The organism is Achromobacter deleyi, from assembly GCF_016127315.1.
In the GTDB taxonomy this organism is placed as follows: Bacteria; Pseudomonadota; Gammaproteobacteria; order Burkholderiales; family Burkholderiaceae_B; genus Achromobacter; species Achromobacter insuavis_A.
This window is the reverse complement of record NZ_CP065997.1, coordinates 4,433,081-4,450,075: the sequence shown is the minus strand read 5'-3', so window position 1 is coordinate 4,450,075 and position 16,995 is coordinate 4,433,081. Positions and strand designations below refer to the sequence as shown.

The 16,995-nt window shown below is 69.3% G+C and carries 17 protein-coding genes and 1 riboswitch; of the genes, 8 read left to right on the top strand and 9 right to left on the bottom strand.

Features of this window, described 5'->3' with window-relative positions; translation table 11 throughout:
- Positions 1-4: 4 nt before the first annotated feature.
- Positions 5-763 carry a SapC family protein gene (locus tag I6I07_RS20315; RefSeq protein WP_198483448.1) on the top strand — a complete coding sequence of 253 codons (759 nt, stop codon included), beginning with the start codon at positions 5-7 and terminating at the stop codon, positions 761-763.
- A gap of 84 nt (positions 764-847) precedes the next feature.
- On the opposite strand, the gene I6I07_RS20310 is transcribed toward I6I07_RS20315, so the two are convergent.
- The 3 genes from I6I07_RS20310 to I6I07_RS20300 form a co-directional block, all read right to left on the bottom strand.
- Complete coding sequence (locus I6I07_RS20310; RefSeq protein ID WP_198483447.1) at positions 848-2,146, bottom strand: alpha/beta fold hydrolase; 1,299 nt, start codon at positions 2,144-2,146, stop codon at positions 848-850.
- A 9-nt stretch (positions 2,147-2,155) separates the two neighbouring features.
- Entirely contained in the window at positions 2,156-3,148 is a 993-nt protein-coding gene (locus I6I07_RS20305; protein ID WP_054478211.1) for a Bug family tripartite tricarboxylate transporter substrate binding protein, read from the bottom strand.
- A 154-nt stretch (positions 3,149-3,302) separates the two neighbouring features.
- On the bottom strand, positions 3,303-4,226 hold the full coding sequence (locus tag I6I07_RS20300) for a LysR family transcriptional regulator (RefSeq protein ID WP_232625666.1): 924 nt from the start codon (positions 4,224-4,226) through the stop codon (positions 3,303-3,305).
- Positions 4,227-4,367: 141 nt separating this feature from the next.
- Between I6I07_RS20300 and I6I07_RS20295 the strand changes: the two genes are divergently transcribed.
- The 3 genes from I6I07_RS20295 (at position 4,368) to I6I07_RS20285 (ending at position 7,048) form a co-directional block, all read left to right on the top strand.
- On the top strand, positions 4,368-5,306 hold the full coding sequence (locus tag I6I07_RS20295; protein ID WP_198483445.1) for a dihydrodipicolinate synthase family protein: 939 nt from the start codon (positions 4,368-4,370) through the stop codon (positions 5,304-5,306).
- Positions 5,307-5,385: 79 nt separating this feature from the next.
- Complete coding sequence (locus I6I07_RS20290) at positions 5,386-6,354, top strand: Bug family tripartite tricarboxylate transporter substrate binding protein (protein ID WP_198483444.1); 969 nt, start codon at positions 5,386-5,388, stop codon at positions 6,352-6,354.
- Positions 6,344-7,048 carry an SDR family NAD(P)-dependent oxidoreductase gene (locus I6I07_RS20285; protein WP_198483443.1) on the top strand — a complete coding sequence of 235 codons (705 nt, stop codon included), beginning with the start codon at positions 6,344-6,346 and terminating at the stop codon, positions 7,046-7,048. The genes I6I07_RS20290 and I6I07_RS20285 overlap by 11 nt, the downstream gene beginning before the upstream one ends.
- Before the next feature lie 112 nt (positions 7,049-7,160).
- On the opposite strand, the gene I6I07_RS20280 is transcribed toward I6I07_RS20285, so the two are convergent.
- A complete protein-coding gene (locus I6I07_RS20280) occupies positions 7,161-7,721 on the bottom strand; it encodes a DUF1415 domain-containing protein (RefSeq protein WP_198483442.1) in 561 nt (186 codons plus the stop codon).
- Between the two features lie 53 nt (positions 7,722-7,774).
- Positions 7,775-7,836, top strand: a riboswitch (Fluoride riboswitch).
- Between the two features lie 162 nt (positions 7,837-7,998).
- Here I6I07_RS20280 and crcB point away from each other — a divergent pair.
- Positions 7,999-8,370, top strand: a complete 372-nt coding sequence (gene crcB / locus I6I07_RS20275; RefSeq protein WP_054429803.1) for a fluoride efflux transporter CrcB — start codon at positions 7,999-8,001, stop codon at positions 8,368-8,370.
- A gap of 128 nt (positions 8,371-8,498) precedes the next feature.
- Positions 8,499-8,879, top strand: a complete 381-nt coding sequence (locus tag I6I07_RS20270; RefSeq protein ID WP_198483441.1) for a hypothetical protein — start codon at positions 8,499-8,501, stop codon at positions 8,877-8,879.
- A 45-nt stretch (positions 8,880-8,924) separates the two neighbouring features.
- Here the strand turns inward: I6I07_RS20270 and I6I07_RS20265 are convergent, their stop codons facing one another.
- Both I6I07_RS20265 and I6I07_RS20260 read right to left on the bottom strand, forming a co-directional pair.
- Positions 8,925-10,397 carry a M20 family metallopeptidase gene (locus I6I07_RS20265; protein ID WP_198483440.1) on the bottom strand — a complete coding sequence of 491 codons (1,473 nt, stop codon included), beginning with the start codon at positions 10,395-10,397 and terminating at the stop codon, positions 8,925-8,927.
- A gap of 48 nt (positions 10,398-10,445) precedes the next feature.
- A complete protein-coding gene (locus tag I6I07_RS20260; RefSeq protein ID WP_198483439.1) occupies positions 10,446-11,363 on the bottom strand; it encodes a LysR family transcriptional regulator in 918 nt (305 codons plus the stop codon).
- A gap of 113 nt (positions 11,364-11,476) precedes the next feature.
- Between I6I07_RS20260 and I6I07_RS20255 the strand changes: the two genes are divergently transcribed.
- Positions 11,477-12,430, top strand: a complete 954-nt coding sequence (locus I6I07_RS20255) for an alpha/beta fold hydrolase (RefSeq protein ID WP_198483438.1) — start codon at positions 11,477-11,479, stop codon at positions 12,428-12,430.
- Between the two features lie 18 nt (positions 12,431-12,448).
- Positions 12,449-13,435 (top strand): Bug family tripartite tricarboxylate transporter substrate binding protein, encoded by a 987-nt coding sequence (locus I6I07_RS20250; RefSeq protein ID WP_198483437.1) that lies wholly within the window; start codon positions 12,449-12,451, stop codon positions 13,433-13,435.
- 73 nt (positions 13,436-13,508) lie between these two features.
- Here I6I07_RS20250 and I6I07_RS20245 read toward each other — a convergent pair whose 3' ends face one another.
- From I6I07_RS20245 to I6I07_RS20235, 3 genes are all read right to left on the bottom strand, one after another.
- Complete coding sequence (locus I6I07_RS20245; protein WP_198483436.1) at positions 13,509-14,768, bottom strand: hypothetical protein; 1,260 nt, start codon at positions 14,766-14,768, stop codon at positions 13,509-13,511.
- 104 nt (positions 14,769-14,872) lie between these two features.
- On the bottom strand, positions 14,873-16,234 hold the full coding sequence (locus tag I6I07_RS20240; RefSeq protein WP_198483435.1) for an ATP-binding protein: 1,362 nt from the start codon (positions 16,232-16,234) through the stop codon (positions 14,873-14,875).
- Positions 16,231-16,899, bottom strand: a complete 669-nt coding sequence (locus I6I07_RS20235) for a response regulator transcription factor (protein WP_198483434.1) — start codon at positions 16,897-16,899, stop codon at positions 16,231-16,233. The genes I6I07_RS20240 and I6I07_RS20235 overlap by 4 nt, the downstream gene beginning before the upstream one ends.
- Between the last annotated feature and the right edge of the window lie 96 nt (positions 16,900-16,995).

Below are 16,995 nucleotides of genomic sequence, written 5' to 3'. Positions count from 1 at the left end.
CATCATGACTACGCAGACTTCGCTTCCCCTGTTCTACGAACAACCCCGCCCGCTCGCCGCCGGCGTGCATGACAACCTGTCGCTGGCCGGCAATACCGGCTTCGCCTACGCCGCCAAGACCAACGCCGTGCCGCTGGTGGCCACCGAGCTGCCGACCGCGTGCCGCCACTTCCCCATCGTCTTCACCGATGGCGAGCAGCCCACGCCGGTCGCGGTGCTGGGCGTGCGCGGCCAGGAAAACCTGTTCGTCGACGCGCAGGGCCAATGGCGCCCCGGCACCTACATCCCGGCCTACGTGCGCCGCTATCCCTTCATCTTCATGGAGAACGAAGACCGCAGCCAGTACACGCTGTGCGTCGACGAGAAGGCCGCCGCGGTGGTCGAGGGCCGTGACAACCCGTTCTTCGACGAGGCCGGCGAGCCGACCGCGCTGGCGCGCAGCGCGCTGGAGTTCTGCCGCGATTACCAGAACCAGCACGCCTACACGCTGGAGTTCGCGCGCGCGCTGGCCGACGCCGACCTGCTGATCGAGAACCGCGCCGACATCACCCTGGCCGACGGCCAGCGCCTGGCCATGTCCGGTTTCAAGGTGATCGACGAAGCCAAGTTCAACAAGCTGCCGGAAGCGGAATTCCTGCGCTGGCGCGCCAATGGCTGGCTGCCGCTGGTCTATTGCCACCTGCTGTCGATCAACACCTGGCCCAGCCTGATCGATCAGGTGCAGCCGGTCGCCGCGACCGAGGAAGCCGCCGCCGAGGCGTGATCTTCTGGAACGCCCGCGGGCCGGCGTGCGCGCCGGCCCGCGCCCCCACGGCCCCGCCGGCCTCGCCGGTCGGGGCCGTGTGCGTTATGACGCTTGGCCGGCCGCGCGCGCCAGGAAGGCCAGCACCGCGCGATAGGACGCCTCGTTGCCGGCCGCGTTGGCCGGCGGCGTGCCGCCCGCGTCCAGCAACAGGCCCGACATGGCGTGCGGCTTGCTGATCAGCGTGGCCGGCAGGCACGGATAGTGCACGTGATGCCCCGCACCCTGGCAGACATGGTGCAAGGTCGGCAGCCCATGCGCCTGGCGCTGGCGCACGACGATCTCGGAGTACGCGGTGCTGGGCCAGAAACCGTCGTCCGACGCGCTGACCAGCATGACCGGGCCGGGATAGCGTTCCACCGGAATGCGGGCGCGCTCGAACGCGGCGGCATCGCGGCTGGCGCTGAGAAACGCGTGGGTCTGCCGGTACGGCGGATCCGAGGCGTAGGCCGCCTCCCAATCGGCGCTGGCGTTGTCCTGCCACAGGTGCGGCAAGGGCTCGCCGGCCTTGCGCCAGACCTGCGCGTTGCGTCCGGTGCCCGGCTCGCCGGCGCTGACCACGCCATGCGTGACGGGCGACGGCACGTAGGCCACCACCGCGCTCACCAGGTCGGGATAGTGCGCCGCCACCAGCAATGAGGTCTCGCCGCCGCGGCTGATGCCGGACAGCGCCACGAAGCCGTCGCGCGGCTTGAGTTCGGCGCGGGCCCAGCGCAGCGCATGCTCGAAATACTCCAGCGGCATGTCGTTCAGGTACTTGGGCCGGCCGTCGTAGTTGAAGATGGCCAGCGCCAGGCACTGGTAGCCGCGGGCGGCGAACAGCGCGGCCCGCGGCGCGTTGACGCCGCCGGACGAGCCGTTCATGTAGATCACCAGCGGATGCGGGCCGGGGCCGGCGGGCGTGTAGAGCTCGCCCGACAGCGTCATGCCGCCGACCTGCTCGCGCACGGCGCGGTGCGTGACGCCCTCGGCCACGAAGGTCTGCACCAGCCGCGCCGTGGCCTCGTGCCGGCCGTCGGTGGCGTGCAGGTCGGTCCCCAGCGGCTCGGTGCGATCGGGCGGGAACACCACCCGGTCCATCTCCTCGCAGGTCATCGACCACACCAGTCCCATGGCGGACGGCTCGGCATAGCTGCCGGACACCGGGCAATCGCGCGCCAGGTCCAGGCTGCCGTCGTGGCCAGCCATGAACACCGCCTGCGAACGCCACGGCACGCCGCTCATCGACATGCGGGCCGTGACGGTGACGAAGGCGTAGGCAGGAAAGCCGTCGATGCGGATCTCGCGCGGCACGTCGATCAGCGCGGATTCGGGGCTGACGGTGATGCGGGCTTGTTCGGTCATGGCGCGTCCTCAGCCTTTCAGGTCGGTCTTGGGCACGTTGTTGGCGCGGATCACGCCGGCCCACATGGCGGACTCTTCGGCGATGACGCGGTCCAGGTCGGCCGACGAGGTGAACTCCACGGTCACGCCCTGCTCGGCGAACTGCTTGACCAGGCTGGGATCGCGCGTGCCTTCGCGCACCGCGTTCTCCAGCGTCGCGGCGACCGCCGCCGGCATCGCCGCCGGGCCCGAGATCATCATGCGGGTGTACAGCTCGAAGCCATCGACGCCGGCCTCTTTCATGGTCGGCACGTCGGGCAGGCTCGACAGGCGCTGGTCGGCCGTCACCGCCAGCACCTGCAGCTTGCCGGACTGGATGTTGGCCAGCGCCGACGTCGGGAAATCGAAGGTGCTCTGCACCGTGCCGGCCATCAGGTCCAGCAGCGCCGGGCCGCTACCCTTGTACGGCACGTCCTGGAACTGGGTGCCGGTCCTGGACTGGAAGTGCAGCAGCGCCAGGTGGTTGATGACGCCGCGCCCGGCATGGGCGCAGGTGATGTCGCCGGGCTTCTTTTTCGCCAGCGCGATGAACTCCTGCACGTTCTTGACGCCCAGCGCCGGATGCACGATCAGCAGCATCGGCGACTTGCCCATCGAGCCGAGCTGCTTGAAGTCCGAGGCCTGGTACGGCAGGTTGTTGTAGAGCAAGGGGTTGAGGATCATGCCGTTGGTGCCGGCAAAGCCCAGCGTATAGCCGTCGGGCTCGGCCCGCGCCACCGCCACGGTGGCGATGATGGCCTGGCCGCCCGGCCGGTTCTCGACCACCACGTTGCCCTTGAGGATCTTGCCCATGCGCTCGGCCAGCGCGCGGGCGGCGATGTCGGTCAGACCGCCGGGCGCGAAGCCGACCAGCAGGCGCACGGGGCGGGTGGGGAAATTGGCCTGGGCCTGGGCAAGCGCCAGGCGAGGCAGCAACGGCAGCGCGGCAAGCGCGCCCAGGGCGTGGCGACGGGTGAACGGCATAAGGCTCTCTCCAGACAGGCGCGCACGACCTCCGCGCGACAGGCGGCCGCGCGAGCCATGCGATGAACAAGGGGGGAAGGAAGCACAGGCCGCCCGCCGAACGGCGGGGGGTCTCAATGACGGTATCTTGTATGCAATATGGAGCGGGGGCTATCTAGGGATATCCCGGGTCGGCGCCCGACCCCGCCGCGCGCGCCTCGGCCAGCCGCCACAGCTGCTCGGCCACGGCGGCCATGTCGGTCGGCTGGCGGAACAGGCAGATCTCCAGCGGGATGTCCCATTCCTGGCCGCCCGCCCGCACCAGCCTGCCCTGCGCCAGGTCGTCGTGCACCAGCATGTCGGGCAGCCAGGCGACGCCGCGGCCCTGCACCGCCATGGTCCGCAGCAAGGTGGCGTGCGGGCCGACGAAAGTGGCGCGTATGCGTTCCTCGCCAATCTCCTTCTTGCGCAGTTGGCTGGCCACGATGCGCCCCAGGCCCGAGGCCGGCCCGTAGGCCAGGAAATCCACGGCGCCCTCGCCCGCCAGGCGGTGCATCGGTTCGCCCGATCCGTCCGGCGCGCTGACCGGCACCAGCGTGTCCGCGCCCAGCCGCACCATCGGATAGGCGGTTTCATCCAGGCGGCTGGCCACGCGCGGATGCCGGTGACACAGCAGGAACTGCACGCGGCGCTGCGCCATCAGGTCTTCGCAGGCCTGGAAGCTGTCGGACATCATCTGGATCGCGCCGACTTCCATGTCCGCTTCCAGGCCGGCCAGCCATTTCGGAAAGAAGGTCAGCGACAGCAGATGGGTCGCCGCGAAGCGCAGGCTGGCGGCATCCTGCGCGTGGGCCGCGACCGCCTTGATGCGCGCGGCCTCCAGGTCGGCCAGCACCTGCTTGAGCAGCGGCAGGAAGCGGCGGCCGGCGGCGGTCAGCTCGGTGGGGTGCGAGCTGCGATCGCACAGATCGGCGCCCACCCATTCCTCCAGCGCGCGGATGTGGCGGCTGAACGCGGGCTGCGCGATGGCGCGCGCTTCCGCCGCGCGCGAGAAACTTCCGGTGTCGGCCAGCGCGAGGAAATCCTCCAGCCAATTCATGTCCAGAGGTCGGTTTCCAGGTCCCATGATTGTTTGCAGCGCAGCATAGATAATTCTATGCAATTCGAGTATTGGACGGCCCAAAGGGGATGCCGCAATCATAGCGGCCATTCCCCCACCCACAGGACCTGGAAAACACCCATGCCTTCCATCCCGAACTACCGTGGCATCATCCCCGCGATCGCCTGCCCGTTCACCGCCGACCGCCGCATCGACGAGCCCGCGCTGCGCCGCCTGGCCAGCTGGCTGGCGGGCCACGATGGCGTGGTCGCCGTCATGACCAACGGCCACACCGGCGAGGTGTTTTCGCTGACGCCCGCCGAACGCGCGCAGGTCACCCGCATCGTGGCCGACGAGCTGCGCGGCAGGCTGCCCGTGATTTCCTCGATCGTGTGCGAAGGCATCGCCGAGGCCGCCGAACACGCCCGCGCCGCGCGCGCCGCCGGCGCCGCCGCGCTGGATGTGATGCCGCCCCACCACTGGTTGCGTTTCGGCTTCACGCCCGGCCACGCGCTGGAATACTTCCAGGCCATACACGAGGCCGCGCCCGATCTCGACCTGGTCTGCCACGTCTATCCGGCGTGGACGCGCGCGTCCTATTCGTCGAGCCTGCTGGCCGACCTGGCGCGGCTGCCCTACGTGCAGGCCTTCAAGGTCGGCCAGCGCGACATGAACAAGTATGCCCGCGACATCCAGGCGCTGCGCGACGCCGATGCCTCCAAGGCCATTCTCACCTGCCACGACGAATACCTGCTGGCCTCGATGGTGCAGGACGTGGACGGCGCGCTGGTCGGCTTCGCCACCTTCATCCCGCAGCTCATCATCGACCTGTGGGAGGCGGTGAAGGGCGGCGATCTGAAGCGCGCGCAGGCGGTGCAGGCGCTGATCACCCCGCTCAAGGACGCGGTGTATGGCGCCGGCGAGCCCACTGGCGAAGCGCATGCCCGCATGAAGGCCGGCATGTACCTGGCCGGCGTATTGGAAAACGCCACGGTGCGTCCGCCCACCGAAGCCCCCGGCGCGGCCGACATGGACGCCCTGCGCAAGGCCCTGGCCAAGGCGGAACTGCTGGCGCGCTGACGCCCCATCGCGCGGCGGCCGAGGGGCGGGACAGCCCCCGGCCAAGCCGCGACGACATCAAAACGAGAGGAGACACATCATGCGGAAATCCATTCTGTTGCGCGCCTTGCTGGCCCTGTGCACGGCGCTTGGCGGCGGCGCGGCGCAGGCCGAGGCGCCCTATCCCGCGCGCCAGGTGCGGTTCGTGATTCCCTTTCCGCCGGGCGGCACGCTGGACATGCTGGGCCGCGACGTGGCCCAGAAACTGAGCGAGCAGACCGGCCAGAGCTTCGTGGTGGAAAACCGTTCGGGCGGCAACGGCATCATCGGCGCCGACGTGGTGGCCCGGTCGCCGGCCGACGGCTACACCCTGCTCTTTAACGCCTCGACCTTCACCACGGCGCCGATGACGATGAAGTCGGTGCCCTTCGACGTCGACAAGAACTTCGTGCCCGTCGCCATGGCCGGCAAGGCGCCGCTGTCGGTCTCGGTCAAGAAGGACCTGCCGGTGTCGGACCTGGCCGGCCTGCTGGCCTACGCCAAGCAGAACCCGGGCCGGCTCACCTTCGCCGTCGGCTCGATCGGCTCGGCCGGGCATCTGGCCACCGAACTGCTCAAGCGCCAGGGCGGCCTGGACTACATGGTCATCCCCTACCGCGGCACCTCGCCCGCGCTGCAGGACCTGGTGGGCGGACGCATCGACGGATTCATCGACCCGGTGCTGGGCGCCCTGTCGTACTACAAGGGCGGCATGCTGAAGATCCTCGCCGTCACCTCGGAAGCGCGCCTGCCCAACCTGCCCGACGTGCCCACGGTGGGCGAAGTGCTGCCCGGCTACCAGTACTACAGCTGGTACGGCCTGTGGGCGCCGGCCGGCACCCCCGCGCCGATCGTCGAGAAGCTCAACGCCGAGGTCAACAAGGCCCTGTCCTCGGGCATGGCGGCCAAGTACGAACAGCTGGGCGTGACGATCACGCCGATCACCACGGCCGAGTTCACGCGTTTCCAGAAGGACGACATGGCGCGCTCGCGCAAGATCATCGAAGAGGGCCACATCCATGTCGACTGATCCCACGCCAGGCCACGCCGTGGTCACCGGCGCCACCGGCGGCATCGGCCAGGCGATCGTGCAGCGGCTGCTGGACGGCGGCTGGCGCGTGACCGGGCTGGACCTCGGGCCCGCCGTGGCCCGGCATGCCGCCTACCGGCATGTCGAGGTCGACCTGTGCGACGACGCCGCCACCCGCCAGGCCTCGCAGGCCCTGGACGATGTCACGGCCCTGGTACATGCGGCGGGGCTGTTGCGGGTAGCGCCGCTGGCGCAATCGGACCCCGCCGACGGCGAACGCATGTGGAAGCTGCATGTGGATGCCGCGGTCCGCCTGACCCGGGACCTGGCGCCGTCGATGGTGGCGCGGGGCGCCGGCCGCGTGGTGCTGGTCGGCAGCCGCGTCGCGCAGGGCATGCCGGGCCGCGGCCAATACGCCGCGTCCAAGGCCGCCTTGGTGGCGCTGGCGCGCAGCTGGGGCGCCGAACTGGCGGGCAACGGCGTGACGGTGAACGTGGTGTCCCCAGCCGCGACGCAGACGGGCATGCTGGACGACCCCGCGCGGGCCGCCAGTCCGGCCCGCCTGCCGCCCATCGGCCGGCTGATACAGCCGGCCGAGATCGCGGCCCTGGTGGCGTTCCTGCTGTCGGCCGAGGCGGCCGCCATCACCGGCCAGGACATCGCCATCTGCGGTGGAGCATCCTTGCCCCGCTGAACTCACGTTCGCGCGCGGCCGACCGTGCCCGCGCGGTCGCGCCCCGATGCGGCGGCGTCCCGACAGATGCGACAACGGCGCCGACGGCCTTCGCCGCCGGCCGCGCCCGGCATCAGGCGGGCTTGCGCATCAGCCGCTGCCAGCCTTCCAGGCCCAGCCGCGTCAGCGTGTCGATGTTCTTCTCGTAGATCTCGGCGGCGTCGGGGAAGGACTCGACCGCGCGGTCGATGCTGTCCTCGCGCAGCAGATGCAGGATCGGGTACGGCGAACGGTTGGTGTAGTTCTCGATGTCGTCCGGCTGCGTGTCGGCGAACTGGAACTGCGGGTGGAACGTGGCCACCTGCAACTCGCCCACCAGGCGCATGCGCTTGAGCAGGCGGTCCGACAGGTCCTCGAAGTCGTTGAACTCGAGGAAATCGTCGAGCGCGTCGGGAAGGATCAACAACGTGGTGTCGATCTTTTCCGGATCGGCCTCGGCCAGCAGGGCCAGCTCGTCCTGCAGGTCGGTCAGGACGCCTTCGGCGTCGGTGGCATCGCTGACGGCAAAGCGGATCTGGTCCTTGACCTGAACCGCTTTGGCGAACGGACAGAGATTCAGGCCGATCACGGCCTGGGTGAGCCAATGGCGGGTTTCGGCAACCACGTTGGCGTAGGCGTCGGAAGTGGAAATCATGGCGGGTAATCCTGGCAAAACGCGAGTATAGGCGACCGACCTGGGCTAAAATGGCCGGCAATGGGAATGGAGCTTCCCAAAACCGCCGATCTCGGCTGATGGCTCCTGCTGACCGGGCAACATGCCCGCAGCGGGTGTCGTCCAGACAAACACCCGCCGCGGCGGGTGTCTTGTTTTCGGGCCGCGACCTCGCTGGAGGCCGCCCGCGCTGTCCCACCGCGCGGCCCGTGGGCAAGCCCCGGCTGTTGCTCTCCATCGTTTGATCTGGAGAGACACCTTGAATCTACTGCTGGTATTCGTCGGCGGCGGCCTGGGTTCCGCCGCGCGCTACGGCATGAGCCTGGCCGCGCTGCGGCTGGGCTGGATCGCCTTCCCCTACGCCACCCTGGCCACCAACGTGATCGGCTGCTTCGTCATGGGGCTGATCACCGAATTGCTGGCGTTGAAATTCTCGGTGTCGCAGCCGACCCGGCTGTTCCTGACCACCGGCATCGTCGGCGGCTTCACCACCTTCTCGACCTTCGCGCTGGAAACGGCGCTGCATGTGGAACAGGGCCGCGCCGGCCTGGCGCTGCTGTACGCCGGCCTGTCGCTCGGCCTGGGGCTGGCGGCGCTATTCGGCGGGATGGCGCTGGTGCGGACGCTGTGACGGCGGCGGCCGGGGCGCCGTTGACGGCCGCGCTCGCTATTCGCCATTCGTCCGACATTGCCGGAGCCTGTGACGCCGCGCGACGGAGCCGCGCTAGAGTGGCGCCACGACTACCCTGTGAGGAACGGATGGCCATCGCGCTCACCTACTTCGCCGACCACCTGTCCGACGATGCGCTGGCGGCGCTGCTACGGCGACGCGAAGACTTCTACATCGAGAACATCGATGCCATGGCTCTCCTGACGGCGCGCATGCAGGCGCTGCTGGCCGAAGACGGCTTGCACAGCGCCGTGCGACTCGCCCCCCTGAATGCATCTCCCGACAGGCTCATCACCCACGTGTTTGTGGAAGCCGCTTTCCTGCTGGTCTCGCTGTGGCTGCTGCTGCAGTGGCTTGCCCGCTGCCTTTCACGCCGCCCCCGCGCGGACGTGATCCTGCGCGTGACATCCAACGCCTCGCTCCACGTGGTCTTCCGCCCCTCGGCGCGCTCCGCCGCCGCGACGCCATAAAAAAAGCCCGGCCAGGCCGGGCTTTCCTTCATCCGCCAACGCCGATCAGGCCGTCGGCATCGCCGCCATGGTCTGCGCGACCGCGGCGGTCAGCTTCTTGCCGTAGGGCACGTGCAGGAATTCATTCGGGCCGTGGGCGTTGGACTTGGGGCCCAGCACGCCGCAGACCATGAACTGGGCCTTGGGGAAGCCCTTCTGCAGCATGCTCATCAGCGGAATGGTGCCGCCCTGGCCGATGTAGCCGCAGGGCGCGCCATAGTATTGCTGCGAGGCGGCATCCAGCGCCTGGGTCAGCCACGGCGCCGAGGCCGGCGCGTTCCAGCCGGTGGCGGCGCCTTCGTTGGCCTTGAAGAGGACCTTGGCGTTGTAGGGCGCGTCGGCTTCCAGCAGGGCCTTGATCTCTTCGGACGCGGCGACGGCGTCGATCAGCGGCGGCAGGCGCAGCGACAGCTTGAAGGCAGTGCGCGGACGCAGCACGTTGCCGGCGCTGGACAGCGGCGGCAGGCCTTCGGCGCCGGTCACAGACAGGGTCGGACGCCAGGTGCGGTTCAGCAGGGCCTGTTCCGGATCGGTGGTCATGGGCAGCACGAAGCCGCCCTCGGCGCCGCAGCTCCAGGGGAAACGGCGCCACACTTCGTCGCCCAGGATGCGGGCGGTGGCGTGCACCTGCTCGATGCGGTCGGCCGGAATCTCGCAGTGCAGGCTTTGCGGCAGCAGGCGGCCGGTGCCGCTGTCTTCCAGGCGGTCCAGCAGGTGGCGCAGGATGCGGAACGACGACGGCACCACGCCGCTGGAGTCGCCCGAGTGCACGCCTTCGTCCAGCACCTGCACTTCCAGCGTGCCCGAAACCATGCCGCGCAGCGAGGTGGTCATCCACAGCTGGTCATAGTTGCCGGCGCCCGAATCCAGGCACACCACCAGGGCCACGTTGCCGAGGCGGTCGCGCAGCGCGTCGACGTAGGGCAGCAGGTCGTAGCTGCCGGACTCTTCACAGGTCTCGACGATGCCGACGCAGCGCGGGCGCGGAATGCCCTGCTTGTCCAGCGCCATGATGGCGGTGAGCGAGGCGTACACGGCGTAGCCGTCGTCGGCGCCGCCGCGGCCGTAGAGCTTGCCGTCTTCGTACTTGGGGGTCCAGGGGCCCAGGCCGGCGCGCCAGCCCGAGAATTCCGGCTGCTTGTCGAGGTGGCCGTACAGCAGCACGGTGTCGCCGTTGTCGCTGCGGGTGGCGGGCGCGTCGAAGAAGATCACCGGCGTGCGGCCCGGCAGGCGCACCACTTCCAGCTTCAGGCCCGAGACCTTCTGGGCTTCGACCCACTGCGCCGCATCGCGCACCACGCGCTCGATGAACGCGTTCTTTTCCCAGTCGGCATCGAACGCCGGGCTCTTGGCCGGGATGGCGATGTAGTCGGTCAGCGCGGGGATGATCTCGTTGTCCCACTTGTCGTCCACAAAAGCCTGCAGAGCCTTCGGATCGAGGGTAGGAGGAAGTGCGTCGTCGGGGATGCGTGCGTTCATGGCGCGGGATCCTGTGGTCGGGAAGCGGAATAATCCTCTATTTTATGCCTAGCGCGCCGCATACGCCTCGATCCGGCTCCACACCTGGCGCGCCAGCGGCTTGGCGTTGTCCACTGACTGGTACAGCCGGATCTCCATGTGGATGTCGTTGCGCGCGCTGTCGGCCCGCACCAGGGCGCCGGCGCGCAGGTCGGATTCGACCAGGGTGTGCGGCAGCCACGCCAGGCCGAAGCCCTGGCGGGCCATGGCGTGCAGCGCGTCGGCCAGGTCCGACTCGTACATGGTCTGCAACTGCGCCGGCATGCACAGGCCGCGCAGGCGGTCGCGCAGGATGCGGCCCAGCGACATGCTGTCGGCGTAGGCCAGGAACGGCACGGCCGGATCCGAGGCCAGCTTGGGCACGGCGTGGCGCGGGTGGCGGCTGCCGGGCGCCAGCGGCGCGCTGACGGCCACCAGCTTGTCGGCGCCGACCCGGCGAAAGCGGTAGTTGGGGTTGTCGATCTGCGCGTACAGCGGCTCGTGCGCGTGGCACAGCAGGAAATCGACCTCGCCGTCGGCCAGCATGTCGATGCCGTAGTTGAGCGTGGTGGTGACCACCTTCAGCTGGAACGGCTGCATGCCCTGCTGCACGTTGGCCATCAACCCGGGCAGCACCGAATGCGCCAGCGTCTTGCCCGAAGCGATGACGATGCGGCGAGTGCGTTCCAGCTCGGGCTTCTGCAGGCCCTGGCGCGTCTCGCGCAGGATGTCGAGCACGTCGATGGCGGCCGCCAGCATGCTGCGCCCGGCCGCGTTCAGCGTCGAGACCTGGTGGCCGCGCTCGACCAGCGGCACGCCGGCCCAGTCCTCCAGCGCCTTGATGCGGCGCCCGAAGGCCGGATGCGTGACGTTGCGCGCCTCGGCCGCCTGGAACAGGTTGCGCGCCTTCGACAGGGCCACGAAGTCCTCGAGCCACTTGATATCCATGCCGTCTCCACCGTCTTCTTGTCTGGCTGTGCCGTATCGGCACAAGCCCTGCACATTTTGCACAAACCCGGTGGCTGTTACAACTAGTATTACGGCGTCCCCTGGAGATGCCGATGCCCGACGCCCCCGTCCTGTTGAAATCCCTGCGCAGCCACTTCCTGGGCGGCCGCGAGGTCGCGGCCGATGGATTGCCGGTGCTGCAGAAGCAAGTGGTGGGCAACGGCGCCGCGCGCGCCGTCGACATGAACGGCAGCTACTGCGCCGGCCAGCTGTACGTGCAGGAATACCGCCTGGCCGAGCCGCGCCACGCCCATCCTGTGCTGCTGTGGCATGGCGGCGGCATGACCGGCGCGCAATGGGAAAGCACGCCCGACGGCCGCCAGGGCTGGCTCTGGCGGCTGCTGCAGTCCGGCTACGACGTGTTCGTGGCCGACGCCCCCGAGCGCGGCCGCGCCTCATGGGCGATGTATCCGCAGATCTATGACGCGGCGCCCATCTTCCGCTCCAAGGAAGAGGCCTGGCACCTGTTCCGCATCGGCCCGGCCGACGGCTACGCGCCCGCCGGCCAGCCGCGCCACGCCTATCCGGCGCAGCAATTTCCCGACCAGGCCTTCGACACCTTCGCCAAGCAGTTCGTGCCGCGTTGGCTGGCGCACGACGCCATGGCGCTGGACGCCTACCGCCAGCTGCTCGACCTGGCCGGTCCCTGCATCGTCATCGGCCACAGCCAGGGCGGCGGCTACGCCACCCAGCTGGCGCGCGAGTACCCCGGCCCGATCCGCGCGGTGGTGGCGGTGGAGCCCACCGGCACGCCCGAGCGCGTCGATGGCCCCCTGCCCCCGCAACTGCTGGTCTGGGGCGACCACTTCGACCACAACGACACCTGGCGGCGCTACCGCGCGCAGACGGACGCCTACTGGGACGCCCTGCGGCGGGCCGGCCGGCGCGCCGACGTGCTGGACCTGCCCGCCGCCGGCATCGCCGGCAATTCCCATTTCTGCATGCTGGACCGCAACAGCGACCGCATCGCCGAACTGATCGTCGACTGGCTCAACGGCCTCGACTAACCTTCGCCTGGAGACACCATGAAACTGACCAAAACCGCAATCGCCGTGGCGTTGCTGAGCGGCGCCTCGCTGATCGCGGGCGCGGCCTCGGCGCAGCAGGCCGACTATCCCAACAAGCCCGTGCGCCTGATCGTGCCGTTCGCCCCCGGCGGCACCGCCGACATCATCGGCCGCGTGTTCGCCGCGCAGCTGGGCACCGAACTGGGCGCCACCGTGGTGGTCGAGAACAAGGCCGGCGCGGGCGGCTCGATCGGCACGCGCTACGTGGCCGACGCCGCGCCGGACGGCTACATCCTGCTGCTGGCCTCGTCCAGCACCCACGGCACCAACCCCGCGGTCTACAAGAACCTGACCTACGACGCGGTGCAGGATTTCACCGCCATCACGCAGCTGGTGACCGTGCCGGGCGTGCTGAGCGTGACCAAGGACTTCCCCGCCACCGACCTGAACGGCCTGATCGCCGCCGCCAAGGCCAACCCGGACAAGTACACCTACGCCTCGTCGGGCGCGGGCGGCCTGGGCAACCTGGCGATGGAGCTGATGAAGTCGATGACCGGCGCCAAGCTCATGCACATCGCCTACCGCGGCGCGGGCCCGGCCTTCACCGACGTCATCAGCGGCCAGGTCTCGATGATCTGGGAACCCGTGCCGGCCTCGCTGCCGTACATCAAGGGCGGCCAGATCCGTCCCATCGCCATCGCCGCCGACACCCGTTCGCCGGAGCTGCCGGACACGCCGACCTTCAAGGAAGCCGGCCTGCCGCGCTACGAAGCCAACGCCTGGAACGGCCTGCTGGCGCCCAAGGGCCTGCCGGCCGACGTGACGCAGAAGCTGCACGACGCCTCGGTCAAGGCGCTCAACAACCCCGAGGTCAAGGCCAAGATGGCCAGCCTGGGCGGCACGGTGGTGGCCGGCACCTCGGAAGCGTTCAAGAACGTCATCGCCAGCGACGTGAAGAAGTGGAAGAACGTGGCGGCCGATGCCAAGATCCAGCTGGATCAGTAAGGCTGTCCGCCCCCGGCGATCTCGTCGCCCTCCCGGCCGCGCCCCTCGCGGCCGGGAGGGCTGATAGCCGCGCTTACTTGAACCGAGTCAGATGGATCAGCATCGTCCGGTCCGGATTGGCACGCAGCACGTCGGTCAAGCCCTGGGCGTAATCAGGCATGGTCAAGTTCTGGAATGCCGTGCTGCCGCCGCCAACGCGCATTTCGAAATTGGCGGTCGTGTCACCCACCTGCAGGGTGGAAACGCCCACGTGGCCGCCCGTGCGCTGCGGCACGATCGCGGCAATGATCGCGTGCTGGCCGACCGAGGCCACGGAGCATTCCGTGCTGACCGTCGGCTCGAGCAGCAGACCGCCGAGGCCCTCCTGATCCTGTTGGCCGAGCTTCTTCGGATCGATGATGAGGATCGCGGTGTTGAACATGCGGCCCGACAATGTTTGCTCAGAGGGTGCGGTCAACTCCCCCTGCCGTTCCGCGGCGACCGAAAAGCAACCCCGGGCGGGATTGTGGGTGAGGGAGTGAACGATCCGCTCAAGGCGGGCGGGGTCCTCGAGATCCTGCGCCGAAACACGCACCAGGTTGTTGCAGACGACCTGGCTGCTCGACTCATCCGCACTGACGATGGCGCGCGAGCCCAACGAGCTGCCAGGGTGCAATCCCTCCGCGATGCGGCTGCTCACCGCGAACGACGAGGGTACGGTGAACGTCGACGTGGATACCGCCGCCACACCCCCCTGCGGGATCTGGATATCGCCTTCCGCCCGCATGTTGTCCAGGGCCTGCCGGGGATCTCGCACCGGCGGTGGCACGTTCGGCGCTTCGGCCTTCAACCGGCCGATCATATCCATCAACGCGGCGTTGGCCTCGAGCATCACCTGGTGACGGTCGACCATGGCGGACACGTCGTCGCGCACTTCCTGAAGATGGCTGCGCAGCCGGGTCGCATCCTCGACAGAGGGCGTATGGCCATGCCGGACCAGCGCCAAGGCGTCGTGCAGGCGCTCGTTGACGCGATTGAGCCGTTCGCCGTGGATCTGCTCATCTTCGCTCAACGCGCCCACCAGGGACAGACAGTCATGGACCAACCGCTGCTGCTGCAGGATTTCGTCGGCGCCCTTGGCAACCGCCTCGCCGTTCCTGGCATCGGGCTGGAACGCACTGGGATACTGCGCCTCAAGGTTGGTCCGATGCTCCTGATTGGAGACGGCGAGGCCGTCCAGCAGTTGCGCCAGCCGAGAATAATTATTGGCCGTCCTGGCATGGTCTTCCTGCAAGTCTGTAACTTCATGTTGCAGTAGATTCGCGCCTGACCGCAAGGCCGCAATGTCGTTCATGGGACTTCTCCGCGCATCGTTGACCACGGGCAGGGACCTGCCCGCACCCCGGTAAGTAACAACGCGGCCGGCGCAGTTCCCTCGCGGCGCATTGCGGCCAGCTTTCAGGCCGGCGCGTGGTTGCCGGGAAACGTCACCAACAGTCCCACGCCCCGTGCATTCAGGCCGGGAACGAACGCCACCACCGCGCCATGGCGCGCGGCGATCTGCGCCACCAGCGACAGCCCGATGCCGCTGCCGCCGCCGCTGGCGCCCGGGGCGCGATAGAAGCGGTCGAACACCCGCGCGCGTTCGCCGGGCGCGATGCCGGGGCCGTCGTCGGCCACGCGCAACCAGGCCCCGCCCTGCTCGCCCGGTCCGCAGGCCACGGCGATCTGCCCGCCCTCGGGGGTGTAGCGCAAGGCGTTGTCCAGCAGGTTGCGCACCAGCACGCCCAGCGTATCCATGCCGCCGCGCACGTCGCACGCCCGCACCTCCAGCTGGATGCGCTGGCGCTTGCGCGCCGCGGCCGCCTCGCCATCGCGCACCAGCAGCACCACCAGCTCGTCCAGCGACACGGTGTCGAGATCGGCGCGGGTTTCGCTGACGGCGTCCATGCGGGCCTGGTCCAGCAATTGTTCGGCCAGGCGCGCGGTGCGCTGCGCCACCGCGCGCAGCTGGGCCGCGGCGTCGGCGGCCGGCGTGTCGGCGATGCGTTGCGACAGCAGCTCGGTCTGGGCGCTGAGCGCGGCCAGCGGCGTGCGCAGTTCGTGCGCCGCGTCGGCCAGGAAGCGCCGCTCGTGGTCCATGGCGGCCTGCAGCCGCACCAGCAAGGTGTTGATGGAGCGCACGAACGGATGCAATTCACCAGGCAGGCCGTCCAGCGGCAGGGGCGCCAGGTCGAACGGCGCGCGGTGCTGGATCGCGTCGCCGGCCTGGTCGACGGGGCGGAACGCCAGCCGCACCACGATCCAGGTCGCCGCCGCCAGCAGCAGGAACAACGCCGACACGATGAGCAGGCCGCGCTTGAAAGCCGCCAGCGCCTCGGCCCGCAGGTCGCTGTCGGCCCGCGCCAGCTGCACCTGCACCTGGCCGGAGGCGTCGCTGAGCGAATACACGCGCCAGGTGTCGCCGCCGATCACGCTGTCGCGAAAGCCGTCCTCGAACTCCGGATTGAGCGGCTGGCGCGGCGCCTCGGGCGAACGCAGCGCCAGGCGGCGGTCGGGCCTGGACCAGATCTGCACGGTGGTGCGCTCACCACGGAAATGGCTGGACGGCGGCAGTTCGAAGCGCTCGTCCGGGCGCTCCTCGAGCAGGCTGCGCCGCAGCGACAGGATGGTCTGGTTGGCCGAGTCCATCAGCGCCTGGTCGCGGATGCCGGTGCGCGCCTCGGTCATGGCGTGCTGCTGGCACATGAACACCGCCGCCCAGGTCAACAGCAGCGTCAACAGCAAGGTGACCGTCAGGCGCTTGCGCAGGGTCTTCATGCCGTTTCCGCCGCCGCGATGCGGTAACCCAGGCCATGCACGGTGGCCACCAGGTCGTCGCCGAGCTTGCGCCGCAATTGATGCACGTACACCGCCACGGTGTTGCTCTCGATGGTGCCGCTGCCGCCATAGACGGCGGCCTCCAGTTGCTCGCGGCTGACGGTCTGGCCGGCGCGCTCCATCAGCGCCAGCAGGGTGCGGTATTCGCTGGCGCTGAGCACGACCTCGGCGCCGGCCCGCGTCACCACGCGCCGCGCCGGATCCAGCTGCACGTCGCGGCAGCGCAGGACGGACACCACCGAATTGCTGCTGCGGCGCACGACCGCCCGCAGCCGCGCCTGCAGCTCGTCCAGCTGGAAGGGCTTGACGATGTAGTCGTCGGCGCCCGCGTCCAGCCCCTGGATCCGCTCGCTGAGGCGGTCGCGCGCGGTGATGATGAGCACCGGCGTCGCGTCATAGCGCGAACGCAGGTGCTTGAGCACCGTCAGCCCGCTGCCCCCCGGCAGCCCCAGGTCCAGCAGCACGGCGCCGTAGCCGTGCTCGACCAGCGCCAGGCGGGCCTCGGCCACGTCGCGCACCCAATCGACGCGCATGCCCGCGCGCGCCAGGCTGGCGCGCAAGGCATCCCCCAGCATGGCGTCATCTTCCACCAGCAGAACTTGCAAGAACGCTCCCGGACTATCCATGGGACGGCATTGTGCCGGCCTGGATTTAAAGAATTTTTAAAAGCCCGCTCCGACAATGGGCGTCTTACCGCGTAC

Excerpts from the sequence above, each read along its gene's own strand:
- I6I07_RS20315 (WP_198483448.1), top strand. The coding sequence starts at position 5 with ATGACTACGCAGACTTCGCTTCCCCTGTTCTACGAACAACCCCGCCCG.
- I6I07_RS20310 (WP_198483447.1), bottom strand. The coding sequence starts at position 2,146 with ATGACCGAACAAGCCCGCATCACCGTCAGCCCCGAATCCGCGCTGATC.
- I6I07_RS20305 (WP_054478211.1), bottom strand. The coding sequence starts at position 3,148 with ATGCCGTTCACCCGTCGCCACGCCCTGGGCGCGCTTGCCGCGCTGCCG.
- I6I07_RS20300 (WP_232625666.1), bottom strand. The coding sequence starts at position 4,226 with ATGAATTGGCTGGAGGATTTCCTCGCGCTGGCCGACACCGGAAGTTTC.
- I6I07_RS20295 (WP_198483445.1), top strand. The coding sequence starts at position 4,368 with ATGCCTTCCATCCCGAACTACCGTGGCATCATCCCCGCGATCGCCTGC.
- I6I07_RS20290 (WP_198483444.1), top strand. The coding sequence starts at position 5,386 with ATGCGGAAATCCATTCTGTTGCGCGCCTTGCTGGCCCTGTGCACGGCG.
- I6I07_RS20285 (WP_198483443.1), top strand. The coding sequence starts at position 6,344 with ATGTCGACTGATCCCACGCCAGGCCACGCCGTGGTCACCGGCGCCACC.
- I6I07_RS20280 (WP_198483442.1), bottom strand. The coding sequence starts at position 7,721 with ATGATTTCCACTTCCGACGCCTACGCCAACGTGGTTGCCGAAACCCGC.
- I6I07_RS20270 (WP_198483441.1), top strand. The coding sequence starts at position 8,499 with ATGGCCATCGCGCTCACCTACTTCGCCGACCACCTGTCCGACGATGCG.
- I6I07_RS20265 (WP_198483440.1), bottom strand. The coding sequence starts at position 10,397 with ATGAACGCACGCATCCCCGACGACGCACTTCCTCCTACCCTCGATCCG.
- I6I07_RS20260 (WP_198483439.1), bottom strand. The coding sequence starts at position 11,363 with ATGGATATCAAGTGGCTCGAGGACTTCGTGGCCCTGTCGAAGGCGCGC.
- I6I07_RS20255 (WP_198483438.1), top strand. The coding sequence starts at position 11,477 with ATGCCCGACGCCCCCGTCCTGTTGAAATCCCTGCGCAGCCACTTCCTG.
- I6I07_RS20250 (WP_198483437.1), top strand. The coding sequence starts at position 12,449 with ATGAAACTGACCAAAACCGCAATCGCCGTGGCGTTGCTGAGCGGCGCC.
- I6I07_RS20245 (WP_198483436.1), bottom strand. The coding sequence starts at position 14,768 with ATGAACGACATTGCGGCCTTGCGGTCAGGCGCGAATCTACTGCAACAT.
- I6I07_RS20240 (WP_198483435.1), bottom strand. The coding sequence starts at position 16,234 with ATGAAGACCCTGCGCAAGCGCCTGACGGTCACCTTGCTGTTGACGCTG.